Source organism: Magnetospirillum sp., from assembly GCA_027532905.1.
GTDB lineage: Bacteria > Pseudomonadota > Alphaproteobacteria > CACIAM-22H2 > CACIAM-22H2 > Tagaea.
The window spans coordinates 661,400-681,060 of record JAPZUA010000002.1 but is presented as its reverse complement, the minus strand read 5'-3'; the positions used below and the strand labels follow the sequence as shown (position 1 = coordinate 681,060).

Genomic DNA, 19,661 nt, shown 5'->3' with positions numbered 1-19,661 from the left:
ATTTATGTCGCACCTTATTGCGTTCTGCCTAAACTAAGGGCACATCGATTTAATAAACTTCCCTAATCAACAAGATGCAAATTAACGCTTTAAGAACAGCATTGTAGAAAATTTAAATAAAATCAAATGACAGCCCCAGGCCAAGATATAAGAAAACCTAATAATATCTCGATGGATCGGCCTGTGCATAAATGGTCGGCCTGACGTAACTAAATACCGCGTTCCACTTCATTGGCACCGAATCGACCCGCACGGCATCGACGCCCTATAAAGTTTCAGTGATCTTCTTGAGATGCGGCGGATTGTCGGGATCGAAACCGGCGCGTCGGGTTGCTTGCTCGATCAACCGATAGGCCGGGACGAGCATCGCAATCGAATCGATGGCTGGATGATCGTCGGCGATCCAAGCAAGATCGCCGTCGCCGCCACACACAAAGACCGCCTGCCCTGCTGCGCGTAACGTACGCACCGTCGCATCGACAGACTCCGCCGTTTCGTCGCCCAAACGCAAAACGATCACTGGCATGCGCGCACCCAACGACGCGCGCGGCCCGTGCAGAAACTCGGCTGCACTGTAGGCGAAGGCCGGCAGGCGCAAGGTTTCGGCAAGCTTCAGCGCAATCTCACGCGCGGCGCCGAGGCCAAAGCCGCGCGCGATCGCGAAGGCGCATTGCGCCTCGCCAAGCGGTGCGAGCAGCTTCTGCCAATCGAGCGACAATGCGGACTCGAGCCGATCGGGCAAACGATCGAGCGCTTGGTCGAGCACGGCATCCTGCGCGAGTGCTGCAACGAGACCAGCCCCAAGCGCCATCGAGCCCACGACGGACTTTGTGGCCGCGACCGAGATTTCGGAGCCCGCCTCGAGCGGCAGCACGAATTCGGCGGCTTCAGCAACGGGCGAATGCACGTCGTTGACGATCGCGACCGTGCGCGCACCGCAAGCGCGCGCCTTTTGCGTTGCGACGACAAGATCCGGGCTGCGGCCTGATTGCGAGATCACAAAAAACGGCACGCGATCGAGCCGCATGTCGCCTTTGAAGGCCGAGAAGACCGACGGCGCCACACTCGAAACCGGCAATCCCAGGCGCGTTTCGATCAGATAGCGCAAATGCACGCCCGCATGGCCGGAACTGCCGCGTCCGCACACAAGTGCGAGCTTGGCAGAGCCGAGATCGAGGCGGACTGCGACGGCCGCGATCTCGGCGCCACGCAAGCGAATGCCGCGCACCACGCGCGCGCATTCGGCGATCTCGTCGGCCATCGCCGACATCAGACTTTGCTTTCGCGCTTGAGCTCGCTCACGTCGGCGATGAAATCGTAGCGGTCGCCGCGATAGGCCGAGCGCGTGAACTCGACCGGGGTGCCGTTCGCAAGAAACGAGCGCCGCTCGATGCGCAGGATCGCAGCCCCTGTCGGGATGCCGAGCAGGGCCGCTTCGCTTGGCGAGGCCAGCGACGCCTGAAGGCGCTGCAAACCGCGCACGGGCCGGTAGCCGCGCTGTTCGAGGGCGACATAGAGCGACGAATCCTGCGGCGCGTAGTGCGGCAAAAACGACGTCGGAATCGCCGCGCGCTCGATCGCGAGCGGCTCGCCGTCGGCCGTGCGCACGCGCGCCAGGCGCCGCACCGTCGCACCGATGCCCAAGCCCAACGCAAGCGCTTCTTCGGGCGTGGGCGCCCCCACCAAATGCTCGATCAGCTGCGAACCCGGCTTCATGCCGCGGCTCGCCATGTCCGCCGAAAAGCCAGCAAGCAAAGCTGCGGGTTGTTCGATGCGCGGGGCGATGTAGGTCCCTGAGCCGTGACGGCGCGACAAGAGTCCCTCGCGGAACAGCGCATCGATCGCCTTGCGCACCGTCACGCGCGAAATGCCGCTCGTCTGGCTGAGTTCGCGCTCGGAGGGCAAGGCATCGCCCGTGCGAATGCGCCCCTCGGCAATCAGATTGCGGATGCTTTCGGCCAATTGCAGATAAAGCGGCGTCGGACTCTTCGGATCGAGCCGGATTTCGCCAAGAGCCGCACTCATCGGTCGGTCTCGATTTCGGCGAGGGCGGCGCGCAAACGTCCGTCATGGCGCTTGAGCAGTGCCCGCGCTTTTGCAAGGCCAAGACCTGCGCGCAGAAGTACGGCAAGTTTGATCTCGCCTTTGGCCGCATCCAAAGCGCTTGCAGCTTCTTGCACCGTGCAATGCCCGAGCTTGGCGACCATCGCTTCGGCGCGCCGCCGCAACTTGGCGTTGGTCGGGCGCATATTGACCATGAGCCCGCGATAGACGCGGCCCAAGCGCAGCATGATGCCGGTCGACAGAAGATTGAGCACGATCTTCTGTGCCGTGCCCGCCTTCATGCGCGTGGAACCGGCGATCGCTTCGCTGCCGGTTTCGACCAGAATCGGAAACGCCGCCGCCGACAAGAGCGGCGTTTTGGGGTTGCTTGCCAACGCGATCGTGACGGCTTTTTGCCGCCGTGCCGCGCGCAATGCCGACACGGTGAACGGCGTGGTGCCGCTTGCGGCCACGCCGATCACGACGTCGCCCGCTTTGACGCGCAGACGGCGCATGGCTTTGGCGCCAGCCTCGGCATCGTCTTCGGCGCCCTCGACACTGCGCAAAAAGGCGCGCGGCCCCCCGGCCATCGCAAACACGACGCGCCGCTCGGGCCAATCGAAGGTGGGCGGCAATTCCGATCCGTCCTGCACCGCAACGCGGCCCGATGTACCTGCCCCGACATAGACGAGCCGCCCGCGCGTGCCGAGCGCTTTGGCGGCCGCCTCGACCGCTGCTGCGATCGCGGGCAAGGCCGGGCGGATGGCGGCAACCGCACGCACCTGCCCTTGCCACATTGCCGCAAGTGCGTCGGCCAATGGCCGCGCGTCCAGATCGACAAATCGCTTGTCGGCGTTTTCGGTCGTCATTGCATTGTTCGGCAAAACATAATACCACTATATGACCTTTCTGGTCGAGTGGCAATACCACTTTGCCGCGGCCAAACGTTCAAAATCATGCCTGGCAAGGACCGACAATGTCGACTGAAGCGCGCATGTTTGCCCTCGCGATCGGCGGCATTGCCTTGCTGACGGTTATGGATGCGATCGCCAAAGCGCTCGCCGCCGACTACGGCACGTTTCAAATCGTCTTCGCGCGTTTCGCGTTTTCGGCCCTGTGGATCGGCGCTGCCGCATTCGTACTGCGTCCCGGTTGGCCGCGCCGCGATCGATTGGCAGCGCACGGCCTACGTGCTGTTCTGATGGTCGCGACCACGTCCGCGTTTTTCTATGCGCTCGGGCATCTGCCATTGGCCGAAGTGTTTGTGCTGTCCTACACCGCACCGATTTTCGTGGCCCTGTTCGGCGCCCTCTTGCTAAGCGAAAAGGTCGATCGCATCACGGCGGTGGCGATCGCGTGCGGTTTTGCCGGTGTGGTTTGGGTGGCCCTCGGCGACGCGCAGGCCGACGAAAGTGTGCCGCGTCCTTGGTTCGCCCTCGCTTGCGCCATCGCCTCGCCCGTCACCTACGCGCTCGGCAATGTTCTGCTGCGCGCGCAGACCGCACACGAACCCGTCGTGACGATCGTGCTGACGCAGTCGTTGCTTGCCTCGGCACTGCTGCTGCCTGCGATCGTAGCAATCGAAGTTGCCCTGCCGACACTGCAAGACGGCCTCCTGTTTGCCGCACTCGGGCTGTTCGGTGCCGGCGGCTATCTTGCATTCGCCAGTGCGATCGCCAAACTGCCTGCCGCACGCGTCGCAGTTGCCGACTATTCGGGCCTGATTTGGGCGGCATTGCTTGGCTATCTGCTGTTCGCCGAAGTCCCGAAGCCGAGCTTGTGGGCGGGCGCCGTCCTCATTCTCGGCGGCTCGCTGCTGATGCTGCGCGCGAAGAAACCGAAACCGGCCTAAAGCGCACGCGCGAGAGCAATCGCACCCGACATAGCATCGCCGAGCGGCGGCGACAGGCGACGGCGCACGTCCGGCGCGAGCCATGCTTCCATGGCACTCGCAAGCCCGCCGAGCAACGCAACGCGCGGAGCACCGCGTTCGAGCAAGGCGCGCACGAGCCCGTCGATCTGCTCGGCGGCGTTCTGAACGATCCGCCGGCCGACCGGATCGCCCAAATCGGCATGGCGCATCACGAGCGGTGCGAGTGTGGCGTAGTCGGTCGCCGTCGCATTGTCCATCCACGCGACTGCGTCGGCAGGCGCGTCGGCAAAGCGCGCCATCACCGCACGCAGCAGCGGGCCCGCTTCGTGGCGGCCGTCATGTGCACGCAATGCGAGGCGCACGGCCTGCAGGCCCAGATCCGCACCGCTGCCCTCGTCGGAAATCGGGAAACCGTAGCCGCCGACACGCAGTTCCGAACCGCCGACGCGTGCAATGCCGATCGAACCCGTACCGATGATCACAATCCCGCCGTCGGCACCGCCATGCGCGCCCACGCATGCTGCCATCGCGTCGCTCGTGTAGACCGCCTGCGCAAACGGATGGCGCACGGCCTGCAGCTGTTCGGCAAAACCCTTGCGGCCGTAGCCGGCAATGCCGATACCGGCGCGCATCGCCGCAACCTCGTCCGGCGACAAATCGGCTTCGGCGATGGCACCGCCAAACGCGGTCGCGAGCGACTGCCAAAGTTTTTCGAGCCCGAGCCGCGAGGTCGCAGGCCCGGCAAGCCCGAGCCCGAGCACATTGCCCGCATCGTCTTCGATGCGCGCACGGCAGCCCGTCCCGCCGCCGTCGATGCCGATGAAAAGCGTGCGCGCCATCGCCCGTCCTATTCCGGCACGCGGCGGATGGCGGCCCCGCAACGCACAAGCTTGCGCGCGAGATCCTCGTAGCCGCGATCGAGATGGTAGACGCGCGACACCGTCGTCTGCCCCTCGGCCACGAGCCCTGCGAGCACAAGGCACACCGAGGCGCGCAGATCGGTGGCCATCACCGGTGCGCCGACGAGCGTGGATCGTCCGCGCACCAGAGCGGTCGACCCGCGCAGCGAAATGTCCGCCCCCATGCGCACGAGTTCCGGCACATGCATGAAGCGGTTTTCGAAGATCGTTTCGCGGATCGCGCAAGCGCCGTCGGCCACGGCCATAAGCGCCATGTACTGGGCCTGCAGATCGGTCGGAAAACCGGGATAAGGCTCGGTCGAGATATCGGCCGCCGCAACGCGGCCGTCGCACGCGACCATGAGGCCGCGATCGGTCGGCCACATGCGCGCACCAACCGTCTCGAGCATCTGTGCCAGCGCCCCCAGATGCTCGAGACGCGCGCCCGTAAGCTCCAAATGCCCGCGCGTGATAGCGGCCGCCATCGCATAGGTGCCGGCCTCGATGCGGTCCGGGATCGTATGATGGCGAGCCGCACGCCAGTTTGTTGGGCCTTGCACAGCGATACGATGCGTACCCGCCCCTTCGATGTTCGCTCCCATCGCGACAAGGCACGCGGCCAGATCGGCGACTTCTGGCTCGCCCGCTGCATTGACGATTTCAGTTTCGCCCGTCGCATATGTGGCCGCCATCATTGCGGTTTGCGTGGCCCCGACCGAGGGCGAGGCCAGCACAATGCGCGCGCCGGCGAGGCCCGAGGGCGCTTCGGCCACGATATAGCCGCTCTCGATAGCGACCGACGTGCCGAGCTGCGCCAGCACTTTCATGTGCAGATCAATGGGCCGCGCACCGATGGCGCAGCCGCCCGGCAACGACACGCGCGCCCGCCCGAAGCGCGCGACAAGCGGCCCCAACACCAGCACGGTCGCACGCATTTTGCGCACCACATCGTAGGGCGCTTCGACATGATTGGCAGGGCCCGCATCGAGTGTCGCCGTATGCGGGCCTGCAACGTTGACGCCTACGCCATGGCGGCCGACCACACCCAACATATTCGCGACGTCGCCGACCTGCGGAAGATTGGTCAGCGTCAGCGTATACGGGCTCAAAAGCGAGGCGGCGATCTGCGGCAATGCGGCGTTTTTGGCACCCGCAATGGCGATGGTGCCTTCAAGCCGCCTGCCGCCGTCGATCTGCAGCTTGTCCATTGCCCCACCTTCCCTGAAAACCAAGTCGAGACTAAGTGGTTTTGCATTGGTATTGTCAAGTTCCGAGCCCGAAAACAATTGCTGTGCCGATGAAAGACGATACGACGACCCGCGGCGAAATCGCCATTCTTGCTGCCGACTTGCTGTTCGACGGTGCGACCTTGCGGCACGACCACGCAATCGTGCTGCAGGGCGGCGATATCGCCGACGTACTGCCGCGCCAGCAGCTCGCACCTTCGCTTGCCGGAAATGCGCCAACACCGGGATTCTTGCTCGCACCGGGCTTTGTCGATGCGCAAGTCAATGGCGGCGGCGGCGTGCTGCTCAACGATGCGCCGACGCACGCCGGGATCGCGAACATCGTCGCAAGCCACCGCCGCCTGGGCACCATTTCGCTGCTACCCACATTGATCACCGACACGCCCGATGTCCTGGAACGGCTCGCCGACGCTGCATCGACGCTAACGATGGCAGGCGTGGCAGGCTTCCATCTCGAAGGCCCATTCATCAGCCCGGCCCGCATCGGCATTCATCCGCCACAAGCGGTTGCGCGCCTCGATGCGGTCGGCAAAGCAGCGCTGCTGCGCTTCGCAAAAATCGGTCAATCGCTTGTCACACTAGCGCCCGAGGAAGTCCCCGCCGGTTTCATTGCCGAGCTTGTCGCCGGAGGTTTGCGCGTCGCGGCCGGGCACACGGCGGCCGATGCGCCCGCTTTCCGACGCGCGCTCGACGAAGGCTTGACCGGTGTCACACACCTGTTCAACGCCATGGCGCCGATATCGGCGCGCGCGCCCGGAATTCCGGGCGTTGCGTTCGACGATGCACGCGTGTTCGCAAGCGTGATCTGCGACTTGCTGCATGTCGACCCACTCGTTGTGCGGATGGCCTATCGCCTGATGGGGCACGAGCGCCTGTTCTTCGTCAGCGATGCGATGCCGTCCGTCGGCTCGGATCAAACGTCTTTCGATCTCCTAAGCCGCAAGGTGTCGCTTGCCGACGGCAAGCTCGCCTCCGCCGACGGCACGCTTGCAGGGGCGCATCTCGACATGGCGGGTGCCGTGCGCAACGCCGTCTTGCATGTCGGCATAGCACGCGTCGATGCGTTGACGATGGCGTGCGTCACGCCTGCGAAGTTTCTGGGCCTTCAAGACCGGCTCGGGCACCTTGCGCGCGGGCGCAAAGCCGACATCGTCGAACTCGACGCAGACCTGCGTGTTCAGCGCGTCTGGGCGGGCGGTGCGTCGCTCAGCGCGTGATGGCAGGCGACCAGCCGGTCCGCCTGCATCTTCAACTCGGGCACGGCGCGCGCACAGATCTCGGTCGCGATCGGGCAGCGGCGATGGAAGCGGCATCCCGGCGGCGGATCGGCGGGATCGGGAATTTCTCCCTTCAGCACGATGCGCGACGACGCGGTCTTGGCCGCCGTCGGTGGCCGCGGAATGGCCGAGATCAGCGCTTGCGTATAGGGATGGCGGGGCTTCGCAAAGATCGCCTCGGTCGCCCCGCTCTCGACGATACGGCCCAGATACATGACCGCGATGCGGTCGCTGACATGGCGCACGACCGAGAGATCGTGCGTGATGAACAGCATCGACAGATGCAGACGCCGCCGCAGATCGGCAATCAGATTGATGATCTGCGATTGGATCGAAACGTCGAGGGCCGATACAGGCTCGTCGGCGACAATCAGCTTCGGCCCCAACGCAAGGGCGCGCGCGATTGCGATGCGTTGGCGCTGGCCGCCCGAAAACTCGTGCGGAAAACGCGAGGCTGCCGCTGCACCCAAGCCGACCGTTTCGAGCAGCTCAGCGACGCGCTTTGCGCCGTCACCGTGCCCGTGTATCGCCAACGGCTCGCCGACGATAGTACCCACCCTGTGGCGCGGATTGAGCGAGCCGAACGGATCCTGGAAAATCATCTGCATCTCGCGCCGAAACGGCTTCAAGCGACGCTCGGGCAGTTGCGCGATGTCCGTACCCTCGAAGCGGATCGTACCGGCATCGGGCGCCATCAAGCGCAGGATCGTACGCCCGAGCGTCGTCTTGCCGCAGCCGGACTCGCCGACAATACCCAGCACCTCGCCTTGCGCCAGATCGAGATTGACGCCGTCGACGGCCGACACGCGCCGACCGCGCTTGTCGGTATATGTTTTGACGAGTTCGCGAACTTCAAGGAGTGCTGTCATGGCACGGGATTCCAGCAGGCAACGTTGCGCCCGTCGATGCGCGTTGTCGGCGGCAATTGCGTGCGGCAGCGTACTTCGGCGGCAGTGCAGCGCTCGGCAAAAGCGCAACCGGCGGCCCGCGCCCCCGGCGGCGGCACGTTGCCCGGAATCGCTGGCAACGGGCGGCCCGGCACGTTTGCAGCCGGGATCGTATCGAGGAGGGCACGCGTATAGCGATGGCGCGGCTGCCCGAACAGCAGCTCGACCGGCCCCTGCTCGACGATGCGGCCTGCATACATGACCGCCACGCGCGCGCAGACCTCGCCGACCACGCCAAGATCGTGCGTGATCAAAAGACAAGCGAGCCCCAAATCGCGCCGCAGCCGGTCGATGAGTTCGAGGATCTGCGCTTGCACGGTCACGTCGAGGGCCGTCGTCGGCTCGTCGGCGATCAAAAGTTTGGGCTCGCAGGCAAGCGCCATCGCGATCATCACGCGCTGGCGCTGCCCCCCCGACAATTGATGCGGATAGCGCTCGAGTTGGCTCGCCGCAGCCGGAATGCCGACAAGGTCGAGAAGTTCCGCCGCGCGTGCGTCGCATTGCCGCCGGTCGTAGCCGCGATGGATTGCCAAAACCTCGCCGATCTGGTCGCCGATCGTGAAGACGGGGTTCAGCGACGTCATAGGCTCCTGGAAGATCATACCGATCTCGCCGCCGCGCACGCGGCGCAGCGCCGCCGCATCGAGGCTAGCAAGATCGCGGCCGGAAAACTGGATGCGCCCAGCCGCGATCTCAAGCGGCGGCGACGGCAGCAAGCGCTGGATCGCAAGTGCGGTAACGCTCTTGCCGCATCCGGACTCGCCAACCAACCCCAGCGTTTCGCCCGCCGCAATCTCAAACGATACGTCCTCGACCAGGGCGAGGTCCTTGAGTGCGATCGTGAGATTGGCGACTTGGAGAACCGCAGCACTCATGCCGCGCGCGCCAATCGACCGCCCGTCATCGGCTGCGGCACGCCGGTCGTGGTGGGCAGGCTCAGCGGCAGGCCGCACAGCGAGCGCACGGCCAGAAAGGCGAAAAGCTCGGCCTCGAGCAGATCGCCGTTCCAGCCGACCGCTTCGACCGGATCGACCGGTACGCCGAGCGCTTTGCGCAAGCCTTCCATGAAGGTCGCATTGAGCCTGCCTCCGCCGGTCACAAGCCAGCGCTTGGGCATCTGCGGCACATGCGAATTGGCGGCGACCGTCGCCGCGACGGTGAAAGCCGCAAGCGTCGCCGCACCGTCCGCGTCACCGAGCGTGTCGACGATTTTTGCACGCGCGTGGAAATCGTTGCGGTCGAGCGATTTCGGTGGCTTGGCGGCAAAAAACGGATTGCCTAAAAGCTCCTCCAGCACGGCTTCGTCGATCTTGCCCGACGCGGCAAGTGCGCCGCCCGCATCGAACGGCATATTACGGCGGCGGCGCACGAAATCGTCGAGCAAGGCAGATGCGGGGCCGGTATCGAACGCGATCGTCGTGTCGGCGTCGATGTAGGTGACGTTGCCCACGCCGCCCAGATTGAGAACCATCAGCGGTTTTGCAAAATCGGCCGCAAGAGCGCGATGGTAGAGCGGTGCAAACGGTGCGCCCTCGCCCCCGGCCGCCACATCCGCATCGCGAAACCGCGTAACGACATCGAGCCCGAGCCTCCGTGCGGCGTGCACGCCGTCGGCAAGCTGGCGCGTGAAGCGCCGCTCGGGTCGGTGCCAAACCGTCTGCCCGTGCATGCCGACGACATCGACCTGATTGCGCTCGATCGCGTGATCGCGCATGAAGCGCGCGATCGCCTGCACATGCGCTTCTGTGACCTTCGCCTCGAGCTGCACCAGCGGGTCGCGCTCGGCAAGGCTTGGGTCGCGCAGAAATTCGAGCAGTTCGCTGCGCAATGCGTCAGGATAGGGATAGGATTTGCCGAGGCCCGTGCGCACCACGCGCGTGCCGTCGGTCTTCAGAAACGCCACGTCGATGCCGTCCATCGAAGTGCCGCTGATGGCGCCGATCGCCGAACGTCGGGGAAAGCCGGTCATGGGATTGGACTCCAAGTGGATTGCAATTGGTATTCTAGAGGACTATATATCGAAACAGACGGATCGTCGCAATCGGCACCCGAAAACGGGTGCCAAAGGGAGGCACAGATGAGGAAGAATTGGCAAGGCGCATTGGTGCTTGGCGCATTGATGGCTTCGTGCACCATGGCGCTTGCGATCCCGGCCGCAACCGCGCAGACGATCGAAATGGCCGTCGATGGTTCGCCCGCCGGTCTCGACCCGCATATCGTTACCGCCTTCAACTCGACGACGATCGTCGGCGGCACGATCTACGAGGGCCTCACGGTCATCGACAAGGATCTGCGCACGGTGCCGGGCCTCGCCGAATCCTGGACGGTCTCGCCGGACGGCCTCACCTACACGTTCCGCCTGCGCGCCAATTTGACATTCCACGACGGCAAGCCCGCCGAAGCTGCCGACGTTGTCGCAAGCTTCAATCGCGTTATGTCGGCTACCATCGCCTCGCCGCTCGCAAGCCGCCTTGCGGCTCTCGATAAAGCTGCGGCCCCGGATGCCCGCACCGTGGTGCTGACGTTGAAAGAGCCCTCGGCACCGCTGCTGACGGCACTTGCCTCGATCGCCATCGTGCCGCGCGCCTTCGAAGCGGACAAAGACAGCCTGCAGCGCGCACCCGTTGGCACCGGCCCGTTCAAGTTCAAAGAATGGCAGCCCAACAGCTTCATCGCACTCGAGAAGCATGCAGGCTACTGGAACGCCGGCAAGCCCGCTGTCTCCGGCGTCAAATTCAACATCGTGCCGGAATCCGCAACACGCCAGGTGGGCCTCACCAGCGGCCAGTACTCGATCCTGCCCAATATCGACGCGGCAACGGCTTTGCAGCTGCGCGGCCGCCCGAATGTGCGCATCGTCGACACGCTCGAGCTTGCCTATACGCTGATCGGCATGAACGTGTCGAAGCCGCCTTTCGACAACGCCAAGGTTCGCGAAGCGCTGAACTACGCGATCAACCGCGCCGAAATCGTCCAGGCCGCTTTGTTCGGCGCTGGCGTACCGGGCGGCTCGCTGTCGCCGGCCCTCAAAGATTGGGCTGTCGATCCGGCGACCTTCCCGTGCTTCAAGCACGATCCCGCCAAAGCGCAAGCCCTGCTGCGCGAAGCAGGCGTCACGACGCCGGTCGCGATCACGCTGCTGGTACTGCCGCGCCAGGACATTCGCGACATCGCCCAGGTCGTGCAGCAGCAGCTCAACCGGGCTGGCTTCCGCGTCGAGCTGCGCATCCCGGAGATCGGCCAGTTCGTGCAGGATTGGCGCAATTCGAACTTCGACGCGTTCGCCTCGACGAACGCCGGCAGCACGGATCCCGACGACTACTACTACCGCACCTTCCGCACCGGCGGATCGACGAACGTGTTCAAATACTCGAACCCGACGCTCGATGCGCTGCTAGATGCCGGACGTCGCGAAACGGCCATGCCGGCGCGCAAGGCCGCCTACGATCGCGCGCAGGCGATCCTGGCCTGCGAGGGGCCGGCGGCCACGCTCACTTACGGCCAGCTCTTCACGGCCACGCGCACCAACGTGCAGGGCTTCGACATCATCGCCAACCGGTCGCTGATGAGCCTCATGAACGTCACGCTGGCGCGCTGAAGCAAAGCGGCAGCGCTGGACGCGCGATCGTCCGGCGCTGCCGCAACTGCTCCCGCAGATAATGTCGCGAAGCTTTCTACGCACCCGTTTCGCCGACCTTGCAATTGTGCTGGTCGGCGTGTCGATGCTCACCTTCCTGATGATCCGCCTCGTGCCCGGCGATGCGGTCGCGATCATGCTGGGCGCCAATGCCGAGGTGACGGCTGAACGCATGGCCGAGATGCGCGCGCGCATGGGGCTCGATCTGCCGATCCCCGTGCAGTACGCGCAGTGGCTCGGCGCCGTTCTTACTGGCGATTTCGGCACGTCGCTATGGACCGGCCAGCCGGTGATCGGCGAAATCGCCAAACATGTGTGGCCGACCTTGCAGCTGACCGGCTTGAGCCTGCTGCTGGGTGCAGGCCTTGCTGTACCTCTTGGCGTGGCGATGGCACGTTTGCGCGGCGGCTGGCAGGAAACGGCCCTGCAGATCGCCTCGGTCGTCGGCCTCACCGTACCTTCCTTCTGGCTCGGCATCATGATGATCCTCGGGCTCGCAACGCTCGCCCCGGACCTCCAGATGCTGGGCTATGTGCCGTTCGCAAGCGACCCGCTCGGCAATTTCACGCGCCTGCTGCTGCCGGCCATCGCCTTGGCCTTGCCGATCCTCGCCAATCTCGCGCGCCTCGTGCGCTCGGCGATGCTCGATGCTTTGCAGCAAGACTATGTGCGCACTGCGCGCGCCAAGGGCGTTTCGGAGCGCTCGGTGCTGTTCAAACATGCGCTGCGCAACGCGCTGATCCCTTTCGTGACGAGTGTCGGGATCATGACGGGCTATCTGCTCGGCGGCGCCATCGTCGTTGAACAGGTTTTTGCTATTCCTGGGCTCGGACGGCTGATCCTGGGGGCGATCTCGGAGCGCAACTATCCGCTGCTGCAGGCGGCGATCCTGCTTGTGACGTCGGGCTTCGTCGTCGCGAATTTCGCAGTGGACCTTCTTTACGCCGTCATCGATCCGCGCGTGCGGCTGGAAGGCCGGTTGTGACACGGTCCGCCTCCAAACTCTTTTGGTTCGCAAGTTTCTTGGTGTTTCTCCAACTCGTGGCGGCCCTGTTCGCCCCGTTCGTTGCGCCCTACGATCCCTTGTCGCAGGACGTAATCCAGCGCCTCAAAGGCCCCAACGCGTTGCATTGGCTCGGCACCGACCAGTTCGGACGCGACACACTCTCGCGCATCGTCTACGGCATTCGCGCCTCGCTTGCAGTATCGGCCACGGCCGTCGGCGGCGCATTGCTCTTGGGCGGTGCGATCGGTCTAGCAGCGGCCTACTACCGGGGCCTCATCGAGCGCGTGCTGATGCGCACGATGGACGTACTGTTCGCGTTCCCGGTCATTCTGCTCGCGATCGGCATCATCGCGGTTCTGGGGCCGGGCGCAGTCACGACCGCCATTGCCATCGGCATCGTATACACGCCGATCTTCGCGCGCCTGCTGCGCGGACCGGCCCTGTCGATCGTCGAGAGCGACTATGTGCTGGCAGCCCGCTCGGTTGGGGCGTCGGATCTGCGCATCATCGCCCTGCATGTGCTACCCAATCTTGCAAGCGTCGTTCTGGTGCAAACGAGCCTTCTGCTGTCGGCTGCCATTCTGGTCGAAGCCTCGTTGTCGTTCCTGGGGCTCGGCACGCAGCCGCCGGTTCCCTCACTCGGCATGATGCTGGCCGAGGGGCGCAATTTCCTACTGCTGTCGCCGTGGACGTCGGTCTTCGCTGGGGCTGCGATCCTGCTGCTGTCCTTCGGACTCAACCTGCTCGGCGACGTTCTGCGCGATACGCTCGATCCACGCCTGCGAGGTTCGCATTGATTCTGCGCCCGGCACGGCCCGCCGATTTCCCGGCCCTCGCGACCATCGCCGAAGCCGCCTATTGCCTCGGCTTTGCCGATCTGCTGCCGCCCCCCGTATTGGCACGCTTCGACTTCTCGCATTTCGCCCTGCGCTTCGCGCTCGAGACCGTTGCACCCACGCTCGCCGAGACGGACGGTGCGGTCGTCGGCTTCCATCTGACCGAAGCCCGCTACATCAAAATGCTGTTCATCGCGCCTGAGCGGCGCAAGCAGGGGATTGCCGCCGCCCTGCTTGCCGACGCCGAAGCGCACGGCGCGGCGACGCTCGAATCTTTCCGCGACAACGCACCCGCACGGCGCTTCTACGAACGCCACGGCTGGCGCTGCGTACGCGAATATACGCGCGCCTTCGACGGCATCGAATGCGCGTTCGTCGCCTACGAGAAGCCCTGAATCGAGTGCGGAAACGGAATGACATAACATTATAGCATTGGCGAACTCGCCGTGCTAACTTGCAGTCATGCGAGTATCCCGCCAATCGCCGAAGAGCAAGTCCGGTCACACATCGGTCGATGCCGATCTGCCGACCCCGCTCTACCATCAGATATATCTCATTCTGCGCGAGCAGATCGCCGCGGGCGCTTTCGAAGGGGCCGCGCGCATGCCGACAGAAGCGCAGATCAGCGCCGACTTTTCGGTAAGCCGCATCACCGCCAAACGCGCCCTCGACGAACTGGCCGCCGAGGGCCTCGTCGTGCGCCGCCGCGGCCGCGGCACGCAGCTTGTTGGCCAAGTTGCGGGTGCGCCGGTCGAGGCGAACATCTCGGGCCTCATCGAGAACCTGCTCGCAGTCGGGCTCGAGACGAAAGTCGATATTCTGGAATTCGGCTACGGCGCCGCCCCGGAGACGGTCGCAAAATCGCTGCGACTGGCCGTGGGCAGCGAGGTACAGCGCGCGGTACGCGTGCGGCGCCACGGCGGCGTGCCGCTTTCCTATTCCACAAGCTGGGTTCCCGCCGAGATCGGCCGCGCCTTCACGGCCCGCGACCTAGCGCACAAGCCATTGCTTGCTCTGCTCGAACAGGCGGGGTGCCTCGTCGGCTCGGCCGACGAAACTCTGTCGGCCGTCTTGGCCGGCCCCAGTGTGGCCAAAGCGCTAGACGTGCGCGTGGGCTCGCCGCTGCTGTCGGTCGTGCGAACCGTGTTCGACCAGCGCGGCCGACCCGTCGAACATATCGCCATTCTCTATCGTCCCGACCGCTACCAATACCGCACCAAACTCGCCCGCGTACGCGGCCCCGTGACGCGCATGTGGTCGCACGCCTGAACGCCCCCGCCTGTACCTACGCTGGATCTTCGACAAAAAACAGGGAGTCAAAAAATGACAAATGCAAACGACAAACTTAGCGCAAAGAAATTCGACCGCCGCGCGGTTCTGGCAGGTGCCGCCGCCATCGGCGCACTCGCAGCCCCCGGTATCGGCCGCGCACAGGCGGCGACCATCAAGGTCGGCGTACTGCATCCGGTGACGGGCGCTTTGGCCTTCTCCGGCGGCCAGGCCCGCCAGGGCGCGGTCCTCGCGATCGAAGACATCAACGCGCGCGGCGGTATTCGCTCGATGGGCGGTGCACGCCTCGAAGCGCTGCTCGCCGATGCCCAGTCGCGCCCCGACGTGGGTGCGGCTGAAGTCGACAAGCTCAACGAAGCAGGTGCCGTCGCCATCGTCGGGCCGTTCGCGTCGGGCATTGCGCTTGCGACCACGCAGGCCGCCGCTCGCCACAACCTGCCGCACATCGTCGATGTCGGCGTTGTCGACCAGATCGTCACGCGCGGCCTCACCAACACGTTCCGCTTCGGCCCCGGCATCGGGACGATCGTGGACACAGCACTCGAGAACCTCGTTCGCATCAACGACCAAGCCGGCAAGCCGACCAAAACCGTTATGATCGTGCACGAGGAATCGGCCTTCGGAACCGGCATGGCGACGACGCTGAACCAGCGCCTGCCGCAGCTCGGCTTCGAAGTGATGGAAACGATCCGCCACGCCAATCCGACGCGCGACTTTTCAAACATCGTGCTGCGCATCCAGGCGCGCAAGCCCGACCTCATCATTCCGTCCAACTACTACGACGAATACGTGCTGTTCGCGCGCGCCCTCCAGCAGAACCGCGTGCAGACCAAGGGTATCTATTCGATCCTCGGCGGAGGTGCTTCGTCCTACCGCTTCGTCAAGGAGTTCCCGCAGGCCGCCGACCTGGTGATGGACTGCAATCACTGGTTCGATCCGCGCAAGGCTGCTTCCCTGGCGCTCAAGAACCGCATCGAAGCTCAGGGCCTGTTCTTCACCTACGAAGTGTTCCTGGCCTATAGCTGCATGCTGCTGCTCGCCGACGCGATCGAGCGTGCGCGCAGCACCGACAAGGCGGCCGTGACGGCGGCCCTCGCCTCGTCGACCTTCTCCGACCACATCATGCCCTACGGCCCGACACGGTTCGTGAACGGCCAGAACCAGGGCGCGCGTCCGGTGGTGACGCAAGTCCAGCAGCGCGACATCAAGCTCATCTTCCCGGTCGAGTTTGCGTCGGGCAACCCCGTCTTCCCGCGCCCCGTCGGGCGCGGCTGAGGTTCGGCGGCGGTGCTGCCGTTTGTGCAGCACCGCCTTCGGCTTTCCTTGCAATGATCGAATTTCAAATCCTGCTGCCGTCGATCGTGAACGGGCTTACATTGGGTGCCGTCTACGCGCTCGTCGCCCTCGGCCTCACGTTGATCTACGGCGTGCTGCACATCATCAATTTCGCGCATGGCAGTCTGCTGATGGCTGCCCTCTACGCGGCCTTTTTCGCGCATGCCGGTCTCGGGCTTGATCCGTATCTCGCCATGCCGCTGCTGGCGACTGCTTTCTTCGTCGTGGGCTACGCGCTGCAGCGCTGGGTCATCGGCAAGGCGAGCCACGGCAAGGACCAGAACGTGCTGCTCGTCACACTCGGCATTTCGATCGCGATCGAGAATCTCGCGCTCTATTTTTTCCGTGCCGATACGCGCACGATCGAAACACCGATTTCCTACGAGATGCTCGATCTCGGAATCGCCCTCGTGCCCTATCCGCGCGCCATCGGTTTCGTGGCAGCCCTCGGCATCGCCGCATTGCTGTGGTGGACGATCGAGCGCACCGATCTCGGCCGCGCAATCCGCGCCGTCGCCAAAGAGCGCCAGGGTGCAAAACTCGTCGGCATCGACGTCGACCATGTCTTTGCGCTTAGTTTCGGCATCGGCACCGCCGTTCTCGGTGCGGCGGCCTGTCTGCTTCTTCCCTCGTTTTATGTGAGCCCCGGTGTCGGAAACGTGTTCGTGCTCGTGGCCTTCACGGTTGTGGTGCTAGGCGGTATGGGTTCGTTCACGGGCGCGCTAGTCGGTGGCCTTGCGATAGGCGTCACCGAATCAGTCGGCGGTCTGTTTCTCGGCCAGCAACTCGGCCAACTTGGCATTTTCGTCATTTTCATCGCATTGCTGCTGTTTCGTCCGACCGGTCTGTTCGGGAGCCGCCTCGCATGAGCTTATGGCTGCAAAGAATGCTGCTCGGTGCGAGCCTGATTGCGGCCCTCGCCTTCCCGCTGGTTGCGGAGGGCGGATTCTGGATCAAATTTGCATTCACGACGTTGTTGTTCGCATATCTAGGTCAGGCCTGGAACATTCTGGGCGGCTATGGCGGCCAGTTTTCGTTCGGCCACGCGCTTTTCTTCGGCACGGGCGCCTACGCGGCCGCGATTGCGCAGACCGCCTTCGGGCTCAATCCGTGGCTTGGCTTGCCGCTGGGCGCTTTGGCCGCCGGTGCCGTCGGTTGGGCAGCCGGCTATCTCTCGTTTCGCTACGGCTTGCGCGGCTCGTATTTCGCGCTCGTAACACTTGCCTTTGCCGAAGTGTTCCGCATTCTCGCCAATGCCGTGGCGTTCACCGGTGCCGGCGTCGGGTTGTTCGTGCCGCTGCAGCCGGGCTGGGCGCAATTGCAGCCGGGACCGATCGGCTTCTACTACATCGTGCTCGTTCTGGTTCTTGCGTCGCTGTGGTTCGCCTGGCGCATCGAGAATTCCCGCTTCGGCGCCCAGCTCATGGCCGTGCGCGAAAACGAAGCGGCGGCTGCCGCCCTTGGCGTCGATGCCTACGCGCTGAAGGTCCGCGCCATCGCTCTTTCGGGTGCGATGACCGGTGTCGGCGGCGTGCTTTATGTGCAGTTCTATCTCTATATCGATCCGTCGCTTGCGTACGGGCCAGGTATTTCGGTCGAGATTCTGCTGGTGCCGATCATCGGCGGGCTCGGCACGATCTTCGGGCCTCTGATCGGCTCGGTCGTGCTCCATGCGGCGTCGGAACTTGCGCGCCGTATTATGGGCGATGCGCCCGGCATCCATCTCGTCTTCTACGGCGTGCTGCTTGTCGTGATGGTCCGCTTCCTGCCCGACGGACTTGCAGGCCTCTTGCGACGCAAGCGCAAGGCCGAGGTAACCAACCGTGCTTGAAGCGCAGAATATCACCAAGCGCTTCGGCGGCCTGGTCGCCGTCTCGCAAGCCTCGCTGAAAGTGGCGGCCGGCAGCATCGTGGCGCTGATCGGCCCCAACGGTGCGGGCAAAACCACGCTTTTTGCTGCGATGACGGGCTTCCACAGACCCGACAGCGGCAGCGTCACGTTCGACGGTGCCGACATCACCGGCCTCATGCCGCATGCGATCGCGCGGCGCGGCCTCGTGCGCACATTCCAGATCGTGCAGCCCTTCGGCGCGCTTAGCGTGCGCGAGAATATCGCGGTCGGCGCCCATCTGCGCGAGCCCGACCGGCAGACGGCCCTTGCGCGGGCTGGCGAAATCGCAACGCGTCTCGGCATGGGCAGTATGCTCGACCAACCGGCTGCCACCTTGACCGTTGCCGGACGCAAGCGGCTTGAGGTGGCGCGGGCTCTGGCAACCTCGCCGAAGCTCATCCTTCTCGACGAGGTCATGGCCGGCCTCAATCCGACCGAAATCGACGAGATCGTGCCGATCATCCGCGCCGTGCGCGACGCCGGCACGACCGTCCTGCTGATCGAACACGTGATGCGCGCCGTGATGCGCCTATCCGAGCGCGTCTATGTTCTGAACCAGGGCCGCATGATTGCCGAGGGCACTCCGCAGGAAGTGGCCGCACGGCCCGAAGTCGTCGAAGCCTATCTCGGGCACGGTGCCGCCCAACGCATCGCAGGCGCATCCGCATGACCGCCCTCCTCGCCGTGCAAGACCTCGTCGCGGGCTACGGCCCCGCCCCCGTGTTGCACGGCGCCACGCTCAACGTGGCGCCAGGCGAAATCGTCGCCCTGCTCGGCTCCAACGGGGCCGGCAAATCGACCTTCAACAACAATGTCAGCGGCCTCTATCGGGCCTGGGCAGGGCGCATAAACTTCGGCGACGACGACATCACGGCAAGCGATCCCGCCCAGATCGTCGCCAAGGGCCTAATCCAAGTGCCCGAGGGAAGACGCGTCTTCCCCAATCTCTCGGTGCGCGAGAACCTGCTGCTCGGCGCCTATCGCCGCGGCCACGCCAATCGCGCAAGGAACTTCGAACGCGTGCTCGACACCTTCCCGCGTTTGCGCGAGCGCCTTGCGCAGGCAGCCGGAACCTTGTCGGGCGGCGAACAGCAGATGCTCGCGATCGGCCGCGGCCTGATGGCCGAACCGCGCCTGCTGATCCTCGACGAACCTTCGCTCGGCCTGTCGCCGCTGCTTGTCGAAGAGATGTTCGCGCTGATCGAACGGCTTAATAAAGAGGGCCTTGCCGTGCTGCTCGTCGAGCAGAACGTCGTGCAGTCGCTCGCGATCGCACACCGCGCCTACGTCATGGAAAACGGCCGCATCGTTTTGTCGGGCGAGGCGCGCGCACTTGCCAACGACCCCGAATTGCGCAAAGCCTATTTGGGGATGTAGCCG

General features: G+C 64.6%; 20 protein-coding genes. 12 read left to right on the top strand and 8 right to left on the bottom strand.

Features of this window, described 5'->3' with window-relative positions:
* Nucleotides 1-265: 265 nt before the first annotated feature.
* The 3 genes from O9320_11235 to O9320_11225 are packed head-to-tail and all read right to left on the bottom strand — an operon-like array spanning nucleotide 266 to nucleotide 2,912.
* Nucleotides 266-1,270, bottom strand: a complete 1,005-nt coding sequence (locus O9320_11235; GenBank protein MCZ8311422.1) for an SIS domain-containing protein — start codon at nucleotides 1,268-1,270, stop codon at nucleotides 266-268.
* Entirely contained in the window at nucleotides 1,270-2,025 is a 756-nt protein-coding gene (locus O9320_11230) for a GntR family transcriptional regulator (protein MCZ8311421.1), read from the bottom strand. The genes O9320_11235 and O9320_11230 overlap by 1 nt, the downstream gene beginning before the upstream one ends.
* On the bottom strand, nucleotides 2,022-2,912 hold the full coding sequence (locus tag O9320_11225) for an N-acetylmuramic acid 6-phosphate etherase (protein ID MCZ8311420.1): 891 nt from the start codon (nucleotides 2,910-2,912) through the stop codon (nucleotides 2,022-2,024). Before O9320_11225 ends, O9320_11230 begins: the two co-directional genes overlap by 4 nt.
* A 107-nt stretch (nucleotides 2,913-3,019) precedes the next feature.
* On the opposite strand from O9320_11225, the gene O9320_11220 reads away from it, so the two are divergent.
* A complete protein-coding gene (locus O9320_11220; protein ID MCZ8311419.1) occupies nucleotides 3,020-3,895 on the top strand; it encodes a DMT family transporter in 876 nt (291 codons plus the stop codon).
* Here O9320_11220 and O9320_11215 read toward each other — a convergent pair.
* Nucleotides 3,892-4,755 (bottom strand): N-acetylglucosamine kinase, encoded by an 864-nt coding sequence (locus O9320_11215; protein ID MCZ8311418.1) that lies wholly within the window; start codon nucleotides 4,753-4,755, stop codon nucleotides 3,892-3,894. The genes O9320_11220 and O9320_11215 overlap by 4 nt on opposite strands.
* A gap of 8 nt (nucleotides 4,756-4,763) precedes the next feature.
* Entirely contained in the window at nucleotides 4,764-6,023 is a 1,260-nt protein-coding gene (gene murA / locus O9320_11210; protein MCZ8311417.1) for a UDP-N-acetylglucosamine 1-carboxyvinyltransferase, read from the bottom strand.
* Nucleotides 6,024-6,112: 89 nt separating this feature from the next.
* Here murA and nagA point away from each other — a divergent pair, with 89 nt between their 5' ends.
* Nucleotides 6,113-7,279 carry an N-acetylglucosamine-6-phosphate deacetylase gene (gene nagA, locus O9320_11205; protein ID MCZ8311416.1) on the top strand — a complete coding sequence of 389 codons (1,167 nt, stop codon included), beginning with the start codon at nucleotides 6,113-6,115 and terminating at the stop codon, nucleotides 7,277-7,279.
* On the opposite strand, the gene O9320_11200 is transcribed toward nagA, so the two are convergent.
* From O9320_11200 to O9320_11190, 3 genes are read right to left on the bottom strand one after another with little or no spacing between them, the layout of a single operon-like run.
* Nucleotides 7,240-8,208 carry an ATP-binding cassette domain-containing protein gene (locus tag O9320_11200; GenBank protein ID MCZ8311415.1) on the bottom strand — a complete coding sequence of 323 codons (969 nt, stop codon included), beginning with the start codon at nucleotides 8,206-8,208 and terminating at the stop codon, nucleotides 7,240-7,242. The two genes, nagA and O9320_11200, sit on opposite strands and share 40 nt — an antisense overlap.
* Nucleotides 8,205-9,161: an ABC transporter ATP-binding protein gene (locus O9320_11195; GenBank protein ID MCZ8311414.1), complete on the bottom strand. Its 957-nt coding sequence runs from the start codon at nucleotides 9,159-9,161 to the stop codon at nucleotides 8,205-8,207. The genes O9320_11200 and O9320_11195 overlap by 4 nt, the downstream gene beginning before the upstream one ends.
* Nucleotides 9,158-10,255: an anhydro-N-acetylmuramic acid kinase gene (locus O9320_11190; protein ID MCZ8311413.1), complete on the bottom strand. Its 1,098-nt coding sequence runs from the start codon at nucleotides 10,253-10,255 to the stop codon at nucleotides 9,158-9,160. Before O9320_11190 ends, O9320_11195 begins: the two co-directional genes overlap by 4 nt.
* Nucleotides 10,256-10,363: 108 nt before the next feature.
* Here O9320_11190 and O9320_11185 point away from each other — a divergent pair, with 108 nt between their 5' ends.
* From O9320_11185 to O9320_11140, 10 genes are all read left to right on the top strand, one after another.
* Nucleotides 10,364-11,884 carry an ABC transporter substrate-binding protein gene (locus O9320_11185; GenBank protein ID MCZ8311412.1) on the top strand — a complete coding sequence of 507 codons (1,521 nt, stop codon included), beginning with the start codon at nucleotides 10,364-10,366 and terminating at the stop codon, nucleotides 11,882-11,884.
* Between the two features lie 61 nt (nucleotides 11,885-11,945).
* Nucleotides 11,946-12,908 (top strand): ABC transporter permease, encoded by a 963-nt coding sequence (locus tag O9320_11180; protein MCZ8311411.1) that lies wholly within the window; start codon nucleotides 11,946-11,948, stop codon nucleotides 12,906-12,908.
* A gap of 41 nt (nucleotides 12,909-12,949) precedes the next feature.
* Nucleotides 12,950-13,726: an ABC transporter permease gene (locus O9320_11175; protein MCZ8311410.1), complete on the top strand. Its 777-nt coding sequence runs from the start codon at nucleotides 12,950-12,952 to the stop codon at nucleotides 13,724-13,726.
* The gene (locus O9320_11170; GenBank protein ID MCZ8311409.1) at nucleotides 13,723-14,160 is read left to right on the top strand and encodes a GNAT family N-acetyltransferase; all 438 of its coding nucleotides are present in this window, start codon (nucleotides 13,723-13,725) and stop codon (nucleotides 14,158-14,160) included. The genes O9320_11175 and O9320_11170 overlap by 4 nt, the downstream gene beginning before the upstream one ends.
* A 67-nt stretch (nucleotides 14,161-14,227) precedes the next feature.
* Nucleotides 14,228-15,034: a GntR family transcriptional regulator gene (locus tag O9320_11165; protein ID MCZ8311408.1), complete on the top strand. Its 807-nt coding sequence runs from the start codon at nucleotides 14,228-14,230 to the stop codon at nucleotides 15,032-15,034.
* A gap of 54 nt (nucleotides 15,035-15,088) precedes the next feature.
* Nucleotides 15,089-16,330, top strand: a complete 1,242-nt coding sequence (locus O9320_11160) for an ABC transporter substrate-binding protein (protein ID MCZ8311407.1) — start codon at nucleotides 15,089-15,091, stop codon at nucleotides 16,328-16,330.
* Nucleotides 16,331-16,383: 53 nt separating this feature from the next.
* The gene (locus O9320_11155) at nucleotides 16,384-17,259 is read left to right on the top strand and encodes a branched-chain amino acid ABC transporter permease (GenBank protein MCZ8311406.1); all 876 of its coding nucleotides are present in this window, start codon (nucleotides 16,384-16,386) and stop codon (nucleotides 17,257-17,259) included.
* Nucleotides 17,256-18,221, top strand: a complete 966-nt coding sequence (locus tag O9320_11150; protein MCZ8311405.1) for a branched-chain amino acid ABC transporter permease — start codon at nucleotides 17,256-17,258, stop codon at nucleotides 18,219-18,221. Before O9320_11155 ends, O9320_11150 begins: the two co-directional genes overlap by 4 nt.
* Nucleotides 18,214-18,951: an ABC transporter ATP-binding protein gene (locus O9320_11145; protein ID MCZ8311404.1), complete on the top strand. Its 738-nt coding sequence runs from the start codon at nucleotides 18,214-18,216 to the stop codon at nucleotides 18,949-18,951. The genes O9320_11150 and O9320_11145 overlap by 8 nt, the downstream gene beginning before the upstream one ends.
* Nucleotides 18,948-19,658, top strand: coding sequence for an ABC transporter ATP-binding protein (locus tag O9320_11140; protein MCZ8311403.1), 711 nt, complete (start codon nucleotides 18,948-18,950; stop codon nucleotides 19,656-19,658). The genes O9320_11145 and O9320_11140 overlap by 4 nt, the downstream gene beginning before the upstream one ends.
* Nucleotides 19,659-19,661: the final 3 nt, after the last annotated feature.